This is a genomic window from Secundilactobacillus hailunensis (assembly GCF_005405185.1).
GTDB classification, from domain to species: domain Bacteria; phylum Bacillota; class Bacilli; order Lactobacillales; family Lactobacillaceae; genus Secundilactobacillus; species Secundilactobacillus hailunensis.
In genome coordinates this window covers 1-11,900 of the sequence record NZ_BJDO01000059.1, presented here as the reverse complement: position 1 = coordinate 11,900, position 11,900 = coordinate 1, and the positions used below count along the sequence as shown (strand labels likewise).

11 protein-coding genes are annotated in these 11,900 nt (G+C 39.8%); 6 read left to right on the top strand and 5 right to left on the bottom strand.

The window, feature by feature from the left end:
* Window positions 1–353: 353 nt before the first annotated feature.
* The 4 genes from FFM73_RS11210 to FFM73_RS11195 all read left to right on the top strand — a co-directional run bounded on the left by FFM73_RS11210 (window position 354) and on the right by FFM73_RS11195 (window position 3,121).
* Window positions 354–1,325, top strand: a complete 972-nt coding sequence (locus FFM73_RS11210; protein ID WP_137631791.1) for an amidohydrolase family protein — start codon at window positions 354–356, stop codon at window positions 1,323–1,325.
* A gap of 79 nt (window positions 1,326–1,404) precedes the next feature.
* Window positions 1,405–2,040, top strand: coding sequence for an NAD(P)-dependent oxidoreductase (locus FFM73_RS11205; protein WP_137631790.1), 636 nt, complete (start codon window positions 1,405–1,407; stop codon window positions 2,038–2,040).
* A 9-nt stretch (window positions 2,041–2,049) separates the two neighbouring features.
* Window positions 2,050–2,490, top strand: coding sequence for a MarR family transcriptional regulator (locus FFM73_RS11200; protein WP_137631789.1), 441 nt, complete (start codon window positions 2,050–2,052; stop codon window positions 2,488–2,490).
* Between the two features lie 34 nt (window positions 2,491–2,524).
* Entirely contained in the window at window positions 2,525–3,121 is a 597-nt protein-coding gene (locus tag FFM73_RS11195) for a hypothetical protein (RefSeq protein ID WP_137631788.1), read from the top strand.
* 175 nt (window positions 3,122–3,296) lie between these two features.
* On the opposite strand, the gene FFM73_RS11190 is transcribed toward FFM73_RS11195, so the two are convergent.
* Entirely contained in the window at window positions 3,297–4,574 is a 1,278-nt protein-coding gene (locus tag FFM73_RS11190) for an FAD-binding oxidoreductase (RefSeq protein WP_137631787.1), read from the bottom strand.
* Window positions 4,575–4,956: 382 nt separating this feature from the next.
* On the bottom strand, window positions 4,957–5,967 hold the full coding sequence (locus FFM73_RS11185; protein ID WP_137631786.1) for a LacI family DNA-binding transcriptional regulator: 1,011 nt from the start codon (window positions 5,965–5,967) through the stop codon (window positions 4,957–4,959).
* Between the two features lie 239 nt (window positions 5,968–6,206).
* Here FFM73_RS11185 and FFM73_RS11180 point away from each other — a divergent pair, with 239 nt between their 5' ends.
* A complete protein-coding gene (locus FFM73_RS11180; RefSeq protein WP_137631785.1) occupies window positions 6,207–8,258 on the top strand; it encodes a beta-galactosidase in 2,052 nt (683 codons plus the stop codon).
* 28 nt (window positions 8,259–8,286) lie between these two features.
* Window positions 8,287–10,230, top strand: coding sequence for a sugar MFS transporter (locus FFM73_RS11175; protein WP_137631784.1), 1,944 nt, complete (start codon window positions 8,287–8,289; stop codon window positions 10,228–10,230).
* A gap of 282 nt (window positions 10,231–10,512) precedes the next feature.
* Here the strand turns inward: FFM73_RS11175 and FFM73_RS11170 are convergent, their stop codons facing one another.
* The 3 genes from FFM73_RS11170 to FFM73_RS11160 form a co-directional block, all read right to left on the bottom strand.
* A complete protein-coding gene (locus FFM73_RS11170) occupies window positions 10,513–11,079 on the bottom strand; it encodes a ferritin-like domain-containing protein (protein WP_137631783.1) in 567 nt (188 codons plus the stop codon).
* Between the two features lie 13 nt (window positions 11,080–11,092).
* Complete coding sequence (locus tag FFM73_RS11165; protein WP_137631782.1) at window positions 11,093–11,338, bottom strand: heavy-metal-associated domain-containing protein; 246 nt, start codon at window positions 11,336–11,338, stop codon at window positions 11,093–11,095.
* Window positions 11,339–11,425: 87 nt separating this feature from the next.
* Window positions 11,426–11,900, bottom strand: a 475-nt coding sequence (locus tag FFM73_RS11160) for an HAD-IC family P-type ATPase (protein WP_137630167.1), incomplete at its 5' end; no start/stop codon positions are given.

Here is an 11,900-nt window from a genome sequence, read left to right as displayed (position 1 = left end):
TTGAAGCTTAGTCATAAAAAATCACCTCATCATAATTGATAAGGTGATCATACTGCGCCGTTAGACGCATTCATAGACGTTCGGTTATAGTGTGCTTACCTTTAACATAGCACAAATATCTTTTCAAAAAAAAAAGTTAAAAAATACTATGCACGTGCATAGTTATGTGCTATACTAATTTTTGTTCAAGAGATCAGCTAACTATTTGTCAGGCATAAACTTAATTTTATAGTCGGAATCAGCGACTATAAAATTTTTTAAACAAAACTATGCAACCGCATATAGTTATGCTACCTTTATTTCACTTAAAGGATTGACTCACGAATCGGTGAGCAGTTACAGGAGGATTTACAATGAAATTAATTACCGTTGAAGAACATTACGACACGGACGCTAACATTAGCCAATTTAATCAATACTCAGAAGTTAAAAACAATAACCCACGTCAAGATCAGTTAAGACCTGACCTAGTAGATTTCAGTAACAAGATTGCTTACATGGATAAAAATGGAATCGATATGCAAGTGATTTCTGATGCTGGTAACTCACCACAGGTACTGCCAGATCAATATGCTGTTTCTGGTGCTCATAACCAAAATGAGACTTTAGCTGAAAATATCAGCAAGTATCCAGACCGGTTTGCAGGATTAGCCACGTTACCCGCCAACGTTCCGGACAAAGCTGCCCAAGAATTGGAATACGCCGTGACTAAGCTAGGTATGAAGGGCGGTATTATTAGCGGCAGCATCAATGGTCAGTTCCTGGATGACCCCAAGTTTGAAGCCATCTTTGCGGCTGCCGATAAACTAGGTACCACGCTTTACCTGCACCCAGGCGTCATTTCAAACGATCAAAAGGCCATGTTGTATGACAGTCCAGCTTACTCCGCTTTAGGCGCCACCATGATGGCCGGTGCTATGTGGGGCTGGCACATGGAAGCTGGTATTCAAGTTTTGCGGATCATCACTGCCGGCTTATTAGAAAAGTATCCAAACGTGAAGTTAGCAACTGGTCACTGGGGTGAATTTATCCCCATGTTCGTGGAACGAATCGATGGTTTCAGCCCAATCATTACCGATCTGCCCCTGAAGTTTTCGGACTACTACAGACGTCAGGTTTACCTGTCACCATCAGGGATGTTCACTGCACCACAGATGCAGTTAGCGTTAACTGAGATGGGTGCCGATCACATTATGTGGTCCGAAGATTTTCCTTACGTTCAATCAGGGTCAACTGTTCGTGAATTCCTTGAACAGGCTGATGTAACTGATGCACAGCGGGAAGCAATCGCTCATGGAACAGCTGAAAAACTGTTTAATTTATAAACCGAGACAGTCAGAATTTGTTAGTACAAAGTCAAACTATATTGAATAGAAGTTTTAACAAAAAAGGAGAACAAACATTATGAAAATTGGAATTATTGGTGCTACAGGTAACGTTGGTCAAGTTGTGACACGAGAAGCTTTAAACCGGGGACATGAAGTTTCAGCTATCGTTAGAAATGCTGAAAAAGCTAAGAATTTATTGGGTGATGATGTCACCATTGTTGAAAAAGATGCCATGGCATTGACTCGCGATGATTTAACTGACTATGACGTTGTAGTAGACGCTTTTGCATCAACCAAGCCTTATTTACACGTTGATTTAGCCGCTCGTTTAGTCAGCTTCTTTAGAGACGACGATCAGACTCGTTTAGCATTTATCATCGGCGCATCGATCCTTCATAACGAAACTGGTGAAACGCTGCTTGCTGATACCTTGAAACAGTACGCCGGCGAGCCTTGGCTTGACGGTATGATTCAACAGGATCACGAATACGACTTCATCCAGTGGGTGGACAACGTTGACTGGACGGTTATCACACCATCAACTGAATTTGCTGACGGTCCTAAGACTGCTTATAAACTCGGTGGTGACCAAGTCATTACTAGTGCTGCCGGTAAGGCTGAAGTTTCCTTTGCCAACTTTGCGGCTGCTTTAATCGACGAAATCGAAACACCTAAGCATACCCGTCAGCAGTTTGCGGTCGTCGATGCGTAAATTGCGCGGATGATTGCGGATAAAAACGATGATACGACCAGTAAACAGCTGCATACAGCTGCCAACATTGCAATTCGAATATTGGAAAAGCGTTTAAAACCATTTAGTGTCAATCACGCGCAGTTTTTCTTCATTTTGAAGCTGCATGATGATCCCGGTATTACTCAAGATCAGCTGGTACGTTTAGACAGTCGCCATCAAAGCAACGTGAATCGAGAAATCGCAAAATTAGCCAAAATAGGACTGGTGGACAAACAGCAGTCACCAACTGATGGCAGACGTTATGACCTCAAACTGACTGTCTCTGGTGAAGCTTTATATCCCAAAATCAAAGTGGCACTGGATGGACAAGAAAAGGCTTTAAATCACTGTTTGACAGTAACTGATGGCCGGGTGACGAAGGCTGACTTCATGGCAATCCTCAAGCAAATTGCCCAGCTTGATGCTTAGTTAAATATGAATTAAAAAAGAAAGCGGGTTATCAATGCCAGCATTAAAGATTGCAGGACACACGTATCCAAGTTTAGTGATACCAGCGGACTACCAAGTCGTGATTGATCGGCTTGTCCCACGAAATGGAAAACAGGTTCGACTGAAACGTTATCAGCCGGCAGATTTACCAAAAGAAGCGTTAAACCGCGAACACGTCACCGTGATCTATGGTGATGGGGGTTACCTCTATTCCTATAACGCGCTGACCCAGCCGTTAACGGGAAGTCTGCCCACCGAAAAACAGGCCTTTGCGAAAGCAGAACAGGTCTGGCAAGAGATCGATCCTGATTATCGTGCACGGCTTGAGCCATCACATTTATTAACTGGACAGAAACGGACCTATGTTGATGCAACCGGGAAAAACGTTGTCATTCCACTTGAATGGGCCAAGTATGAAAATATGGCCGACTCTGGCAGTTATGAATGGGTTGGTTTTGGACCCAACGGCCAAATCATTGAATTTGAACGAGAAAGTTACTGGGATTTCTCTGCTAACCGGCAAAAAACTGAGATGTGGAACGGTGATGACTGGATTTTAGCGCGCCGGGGTTTAGGCCCTCAGTTACCGGCACCGTTGCCAATTGCTTAATGATTAGACAAGTATGAAAATTTTAAAGCTCGCTATCTTCAGTGGTAAATAACTGAGGATAGCGAGCTTTTAATAATTGATTTTAAAATAAAGCAGGCTGTGAAAATCCGAATTGGACGTTCCGTAGCCTACTTAAATTAGTGTGGGTAATTAATAGGTGTAACGTTAGTCTTATCTACCAACTGAATTGCTCATAATACATGTTATCGTGGGCGACACCTGCCTGCAGTAAAGCGTGCTGCCAAGCTTGTCCCATGTGTGCTGGACCAGAAAGTAGGTATAGCGCAGGAGTGGTTACCGTAGTTGTCACCGCGGACGCCACGTCGAACCGGCCAGTCTGAATATGCACCGTTAACGTTGACCGACTGGCAGCTAGTGCCTTCAATTGGGGAACGTAGATCAAATCAGTGGGACGGTGTGCCGAATAGTACAAGTTGATTGGTAGTTGAGGATAAGCCTGAATTAAGGCCAGCATGGGAACCACACCGGAACCACCTGCAACTAGTACCAATGGCTTGGCCGGATGGTTAGCAATCATGTTATTAAAGAGACCGAAACCGCCAGTGAGATGAGCCACTGCGTGTAATGGCAGATCTTGAATCGCGCGAGTAAAGTCACCATCACCACGAATAGCGAGCACCAGTTGATCGTCATGGACCGCATTTACCACGGAGAACGGGTGCAGTTCGTGTAGACCCGCGTAATCGGGAAAACTGATGAAAACGTAATCACCAGGTTTAACCGTCAACTGATGATGTTTTTTCAAACTAAAGGTAAATTCAAAGAAATTCGGTGCCAGTTTACGTTTATTAACCAATTTACCGTGTGATAGCCACCAAGTATCGCGTAACTTAGCGTAAACGTATGTCAGTGCAACGACTGCAGTGTAACCGTTGAACCACCACATATACGGATGAATAGCTGTAATGTAGCCGATGAGTTGGACGTGGATGAACACTAGAGCAACCGCAATCAGATTCAGCCGGTGCAGCCATACCGAAAATTCGTGTTTGAAGGTCTGTTCTAACCAATGCTTTAACTGATTCAAGACAGGGATGCGACTGGTTAACCAACCCACCATAAAGACCAACGAGTACGCCATTAAGCCGATGAATAAATAGAGTGCAAGATCACCAGTAGTTTTAATTAGACCACCAGAATGCGTACCAGTTTTGTGCAAAAAGGCTAAAATAATGGCTAAGATACTTAAACAGCCGTGCACCATGTAGACACTTGGAAGTCCAATCAGACGATCCAGCCAGTGTGGCCGCGTAGCTAGGTAAATCGCAATCAAAAACCACACGTAAGCAATCGAGCCAGCTTGAACGGCCAAACCTTCACTGGTAAATTGATCCGATAGCCCCGTCGCCAAAGTAAGTACCAAAGGCAGGGGTAAAATGAACAATACGATCACCCAAACAAAGCTTAGGATCTTTGGAAAACGTTTGAGCATGAAATCACCTTTTTCTATTTTAGTATACGGATTTGAATGACTGGCTAGATCCGGGGCACTTTGGTTAGTCATCCAAGTAAGAAGTCAGAAATAACAAATCGTTTTATATTCTAATTTAAGCTATCAGTATTAGACATTGTGACAAGCAAATTAGATCGGTATTAAGTTACCATTTAAATTAAATGGGTACCAGCTTTTGATATTGAATTTTCTTTTTCTTACGTTTTGCTTAAAACAATGAGCTGATATGAATTCGCAACTAGTTTTTAACTAACACAAATGGTTGGCTTTTATTAAATTCCCGATAAATAAAAATAGCGTTGCATTTAATCCCTCTTTGGACCTTCTGCAACGTTTTTTTATTAGATGTAAACCATTTTTATTAGTGTTTAGAGTTTAAAGGAGTGAAACTTTTTCGATAAATTAATTTAGAGCTCAACGATATAATTTGTTTCGCTCGTTCAGGCGTATTTACAGTATCACGTAATTTTTCGACCGCAACTTTTCCAAGCTCGTTGACATCAAGTCGGTAGGTAGTTAACGGCGGTGAAACATATTTAGCTACATCAATATCATTAATACTGATAATAGCAGTTTGGTCAGGTATTTTAATTTGTTTTTCATTAAAAGCTTGTAATACACCAACCGACAAGGGATCAGAGGCAATTAAAAAGCCTTGGGGTAAATCATTAGTAGAGTAACGTTCCGTAATCCTTTTACCAACTTGATAACCACTTTCGGCAGAAAAGTTATTTCCTAGAAAAACGTATTCTTTATTGAAAATATTCAATTCACGCATATAACTTTCAAAGAATTTTTTACGAATGTCCCAAACGGATCTATGAGAGTCTTTTAAAGGCCAAAAGGGCCCCCCAATAAAACCAATTTTAGAAATTCCCGATTCAAGAAATAAATCGATAGCTTCTTCAACGATTTCTCGAAAATTAAACTCAACGGAATTATAGTGGTGTGGGTTGGGATTAAATCCAACAAAAACACCATTTAAATTTTCTTTTTCCAATAAAGCTAGTTCATCATTAGAAAGTAATCCAACTGAAATAAAACCATCAATGGTAGAATCAATTTCATCTACGTGACGAACTAATATTAAATTAATATTATTTTCTCTTGCAGATTCAATAATTGTATGACGTAAATTGTTATAAAAAATATCTTCCAACTCTTTTTGAGGTGTAACAGCATATAATAATGCAGCTTTAATGTAGGGAGCTTTGAGTTGATGACAAGAAGTATATCCCAATGAGTTAGCAATTCTAAAAATAGTTTCACGAGTTTTTTTAGAGGCAGAAAAAGTTGCATCAGCATTTAAAATTCGAGAAACGGTAGCGGTTGAAAAGCCAGACTTTTGTGCGATTTCTTTTATTGTGGCCATTGTTGAAACTCCTTTAAAAGATTATCGAGTTACGTAAGCGCTTACCTATAACGTATCATAAGTGTTTTAAAAATTAAATAGTAAATGTAATTACATTAGTAAATTATTTATCAAACTAAATTTTAGTTTACTAATCGTTAGTAATTAACCTTTCGTAAGCGGTTTCATTTCTTTGATAATAACGGTATTCTTAGTTTGCGATATCGTAAATCAAGTAAATGAAGGTTGTGTAGCTAATAATGACAAATCTAAAATTAAACGAGTTGCTTCACGGTGGGGACTATAATCCTGATCAATGGCTTGACCATCCAGAGGTAATTGACAAGGACTTTAAACTTTTTGAAGAGGCAGATATCAATACAGTAACGCTAGCTGTTTTCGCTTGGTCAAAATTAGAGCCTACAGAAGGCAAATATCATTTCGAATGGTTAGACAACATATTTGATCGAGTTGAAGCTCACAATGGACATGTAATTTTATCAACTCCTAGTGGAGCTCGACCAAGATGGTTAGCTGAAAAATACCCAGAAGTATTACGAGTTAACAGTAAAGGTGAACGCGCTTTATTTGGTGAAAGACATAATCACTGTTATACATCATCAATTTATCGTGAGAAAGTGCAACAAATTAATCGTAAATTAGCCGAACGTTATGGAAACCGTAAAGGACTGTTAATGTGGCATATTTCTAATGAATTTGGTGGAGAATGCCATTGCGACTTGTGCCAAGAAGCATTTAGAGAATGGTTAAAGAACAAGTATCAAACTTTAGATAATTTGAATCATGCATACTGGAGTGGCTTTTGGAGCCATAATTATACTGATTGGATGCAGGTCCATTCACCATCACCACTTGGAGATCAAACATTTATCGGCTTAAATCTGGACTGGAAGCGTTTCGTGACGGAACGAACAATTAGTTTTTTCGACGCTGAAATTGAGCCATTGCGCGAATTAACACCTGATGTTCCCGTTACAACTAATTTTATGGGTGGTAATCCACCAGAATCACATATTTTTTATGATTTAGATTATCAAGAATTCGCTAAACACGTGGACGTAGTTAGTTGGGATTCATATCCAAATTGGGCAAATGATTATCAAAGTACAAAAGATTTAGGAATGAAAACAGGATTAATGAATGATGTTATGCGTAGTTTGAAACATCAGAATTATCTCATTATGGAAAGTACACCAACTCAGGTAAACTGGCATCCGTATAATCGATCAAAGCGGCCTGGTATGCATGAAATGGGCAGCCTTCAGCAAATTGCTCATGGAGCAGATTCAGTATTGTATTTTCAATTACATCAAGCTCGAGGTGCATCAGAAATGTATCATGGTGCTGTTATTACCCATAATATGAGTAATCAAACACGTGGATTTCAAGATGTTAAACAAGTTGGTCGAGATTTAGTTCAACTTAAAAACGTTAGTCAAACTAGTCGACAATCTGCAAAAGTTGCGATTGTATTTGATTACGACAATATGTGGGCTTTAGATGATGCTCGAAATTATGCAAATAAAACTAAAAAATATTGGCGAACGATTCAAGAACAGTATCGTTATTTCTGGGAACATGATATTCCAGTCGAAATTATTTCAGTTGAAGATGATTTAACACCATATAAGTTAGTAATTGATCCAATGCACTTTATGATGAGTACTAAATTTGCTGAAAAATTACAACAATATGTTACTGGTGGCGGCCATCTAGTTGGTACCTATATTACCGGAATGGTTGATAAAAATTTCTTAGCCTATTTAGGTGGTTGGCCTAAGGCGTTACATGAAACTTATGGGATTGAATTTTCAGAGACGGACACTTTATATCCATCCCAACATAATCACATCAAATATCAAAATCAGTCATTTGAAGTATCAGATTATTGTGACTTGTTTACTGTTGAAACGGCTAAAACTTTAGCCATCTATCAAGACGATTTTTATGCTAATTATCCTGCTATTACAGTAAATGACTTGGGTGATGGTCAAGCTTACTACTTAGGAGCACGAACGGGTAATGATTTATTAAGTAACTTTTATGATCGACTTGTAAAACAACTAGATTTGGTTAATACTATGCCAATCTCAAAACAGTCCTCAACTATTAATATCCAAATCCGTGAGAATGACACTACTCGTTATTACTTTGTGATTAATTACAGTCATGAAGGTGGCAAAATGTTGTTGACTAAAAAGCTGAAGAATGAATTTAGTGGTGAAGTAGCCAATATAGGGAAACAAGAAATCCGAGGCTATGGTGTAAACGTGTATTCGGAACCTAAGTAGTTAAATTATAAAGGAAGGAGTGAAAATTATGGAAAACACTGGTACAGGTGTAGAAAAAAAACATTTAACTCGCAAGCAATGGATTGAACGCATTACATTTGCTTTAGGTAATTTGGGGCATTCAGCTTTTTATGGGGCGATGAGTACTTATTTTATCGTATACGTGACAAGCGGTATGTTTACCGGAATGCCAAAGAGTATTGCCAATAAATTAATCGGTCTGGTCACGGGTTTAGTCGTGGTTATTAGATTAGCAGAAATTGTGGTCGATCCCATTCTAGGCAACATTGTTGATAATACCAAAAGCCGATGGGGGAAGTTTAAGCCTTGGCAAGTAATCGGGGGCATTATTAGTACAGTATTGATGGTCATTTTATTTTCGGGTATTTTTGGATTAGCAAAAGTAAACTGGCTACTGTTCGCAGTCGTCTTTGTCATTTTATTTATTTCATTAGACATCTTTTATTCACTAGTTGATGTTTCTTATTGGGGAATGGTCCCAGCAATTAGTGAGGATAGTCGCGAGCGAGGAATTTTTACTTCATTGGGTGCATTTACCGGATCAATCGGTTGGAACGGGTTAGCTATCATTGTGGTTCCTGTTGTTACCTATTTTACGTATTTATCAACCGGTAAACGGACAGAAGGTGCACCAGGTTGGCTAGTCTTTGGCATAATTGTTTCAGTAATAGCTCTTTTATGTGCATTAGCCGTGGCTTTCGGAACAAAAGAAAAACACAACGTTATTAGAGCCGCTTCTGACAAAAAAACAACCATTAAAAGTGTATTCGTCGGTATCGCAAAAAATGATCAAATTCTGTGGACTAGTTTGGCTTATCTATGTTACTCATTAGCCTATGTAACAACTAATGGAATTTTGTTTTATTACTTTAAATTTGTACTTGGCCATCCTGGAGAATTCTGGATTGCTGGTATAGTTGCAACGATTGTTGGCTTTTGTACTTCACCACTTTATCCCATTTTAAATCGATTTATTAGTCGGAAAGTACTATTTTCAATTGGCCAAAGTGCTATGATTTTATCATACGTCATTTTTATTGCAGCAAAATTAAATTTATCATTGGTAATTGTGGGACTGGTACTATTTAATTTCAATTTTGCTCAATTAGTAACAGTGCTAACGTTAACAGATTCAATTGAATATGGACAATTAAAAAATGGTAATCGAAATGAAGCTGTTACCCTGACAATTCGGCCGATGATTGATAAGATTTCAGCTTCACTTTCTAATGGTATGGTTGGATCAATCGCTCTTGTTGCCGGTATGACGGGAAGTGCCACAGCAGCTGATATGACGGCCAACAATATCCATACATTTGAGTTATTTGCTTTCTATACGCCACTAGTATTCTCAATTTTAGCTTTGGGGGTTTTTCTTTGGAAAGTAAAAATAACTGAAAAAAAGCATGCTGAGATTGTTGAACAATTGCAAATTAAGTTAGCTTCTGGAAAGGTGAATAATAGTCATCAAACAGATGCTAAACTAAATTCAAAAAAACATGAGCAAATTATCGCACCAGTGTCCGGTGAATTGGATGATTTAACTCCAATTAAGACTAAAATTAAAGGATTTACAGGCAAGGGTTTCGCAATTCAACCGTCTGAGGGAAAAATCTATGCACCGTTTGATGGCATGATCAAGTTTACTTTTGCTACTCGGCATACATTAGGAATCGTTTCAGATAATGGCTTAGAGGCAGTTATTCACGTTGGAATTGGGACTGTTAATCTTCGTGGTAGAGGATTTATTTCTAAGTATACGGACGGTCAGAAAGTACACGCTGGAGATTTATTACTAACCTTTGATCAGGAACTGATTCAGCAGGCCGGTTACGATGATGTTGTCGTTCTGTTTTTGACACAGCCTGAAAAGGTTGATATAACAGTGTCAGAAAAGATTAGTACTGTGAAACATGGTGATCCAGTAATGACAGTGAGCGCTAAAAATTGAAATAGCTACTGGCAAGAATGCTTTGAATAATTAATGCCTTGAGGTATCAGTACTTGATTCATGGTAGAAAAATCTGTGATTCGTGATTAATGAATAATAGAAAGAACCATTACTAATAACCCAAAAGAGCGTTGTAGATAATCCATTCTGGATCTTCTACAACGCTCTTTTTAATTAATTATGACTGCTGACTTGTCATAAGGGTACTAGGTACTTTCTTGGGAGGAGAAAGCTATCGCAATTAAATTGGCTACTCTCGGCTAGTCACTTAATTTAATTCTGTTAATCCTCATCGTCATCATCGTCTTCTTCAACTAAACCTTCCCAAGCAGTTTTGCCTAGGAGTGCCTGGAGCTGTTGAATAGCGTGATTGTTTTGCTTTAAGAGGATCGTCAGTGTTTGGGCTAATGCTGGCCGGTCTTCTTTTTCGGCTAACTTGATTGCCCGGGTGACGAAGAGATTTTCTGTGTTATAGTCGTGAGCGGTAATATCGACCAGTTCGGCAGTGGTGAGGTATTTATTGCGGCCATCCTCATCCAGCATCTTGTAGTTGCTGTATTCTTTGGTAGTCGAAGGCGGCAGTTCGTTTTCATCTAAGAGGGCCTCGGCAACCGTATCATAGTCTTTACGGGCTTGATCGATCAGTTCGTCATACAGTGGGCGAACGGCTAAGGCTTCAAAACCCTTCATAAACCATTTGGCTTGGTGGAGCTTCACATCCAGCACGCGTAGGTTCGAAACGATGTGGCCGGTCATTGCCCCGGCGGTGGGGGTGTGGTGATCGATGTCGGCTTGTTTAACTTCGGCTTGGTACTTTTCTTCTACTAAATCTTTAACATCTGTCGTCATATATTTATTCCTCCTACTTAGCAGCGATTGCGTCTTTTACCCGGATCTTCTTCACTTCATAACCTAACTTGTCGACCACTTGGCCTAACTCTTCAGCGGAGACCTGGCTGTCATCAAAGTCGGCTTTGGCCTTGCTGGCATTGAAAAGGACTTTCACGTTCTCAACACCGGGCTGGTGAGCCAGGGCACTTTCAATCTTGGTCATGCATGACGGGCAGGTCAAACCATCTAATTGTAAAGTCGCACGTTTGTTTGTCATAATAACGATCTCCTTTTTTTAGTTGTTCTTGTTTGTTTTGATTATCTATAGTTTAACTGGTTTTTCTGGTTTTGAAATTGACGTAAATCAAGTTAGCGAAGTTTTTTGCGTTGCAGTTTGTTGTGCCTGTGTTGGCATCTTGCCGTAACGGATCAGCCGCATTGCGTTGAAGATCACGACTAGGATGCTGGCCTCGTGGACAAACATCCCGCTGGCCATGTAGATGAAGCCGACGATCAAACCGATTAGCAGGAAGATGACGACGCCAATCGCGATGGCAATGTTTTCCTTAGTGTTGATAACGGTCTTCTTAGAAAGGGCGTAGGCGTGAACCAGAGCTTCAAAACTAGATTGCATGAGCACGACATCGGAAGTTTCAATAGCGACATCAGTCCCACTGCCCATGGCAATCCCAATCTGGGCGGTAGCGATAGCCGGGCTGTCGTTGATTCCGTCACCGACGAAGGCAACGTGACGACCTTGATCCTTGAACTTTTTAATGTACTCAACTTTTTCTTCAGGTAAGAGTTCGGCGTGGACTTCATCCAACCCGATTTGTTCG

Bases quoted from the DNA above. Each gene is read 5' to 3' on its own strand.
- FFM73_RS11165 (WP_137631782.1), bottom strand. From the start codon at position 11,338: ATGACAAACAAACGTGCGACTTTACAATTAGATGGTTTGACCTGCCCG.
- FFM73_RS11205 (WP_137631790.1), top strand. From the start codon at position 1,405: ATGAAAATTGGAATTATTGGTGCTACAGGTAACGTTGGTCAAGTTGTG.
- FFM73_RS11210 (WP_137631791.1), top strand. From the start codon at position 354: ATGAAATTAATTACCGTTGAAGAACATTACGACACGGACGCTAACATT.
- FFM73_RS11190 (WP_137631787.1), bottom strand. From the start codon at position 4,574: ATGCTCAAACGTTTTCCAAAGATCCTAAGCTTTGTTTGGGTGATCGTA.
- FFM73_RS11180 (WP_137631785.1), top strand. From the start codon at position 6,207: ATGACAAATCTAAAATTAAACGAGTTGCTTCACGGTGGGGACTATAAT.
- FFM73_RS11185 (WP_137631786.1), bottom strand. From the start codon at position 5,967: ATGGCCACAATAAAAGAAATCGCACAAAAGTCTGGCTTTTCAACCGCT.
- FFM73_RS11175 (WP_137631784.1), top strand. From the start codon at position 8,287: ATGGAAAACACTGGTACAGGTGTAGAAAAAAAACATTTAACTCGCAAG.
- FFM73_RS11200 (WP_137631789.1), top strand. From the start codon at position 2,050: ATGATTGCGGATAAAAACGATGATACGACCAGTAAACAGCTGCATACA.
- FFM73_RS11195 (WP_137631788.1), top strand. From the start codon at position 2,525: ATGCCAGCATTAAAGATTGCAGGACACACGTATCCAAGTTTAGTGATA.
- FFM73_RS11170 (WP_137631783.1), bottom strand. From the start codon at position 11,079: ATGACGACAGATGTTAAAGATTTAGTAGAAGAAAAGTACCAAGCCGAA.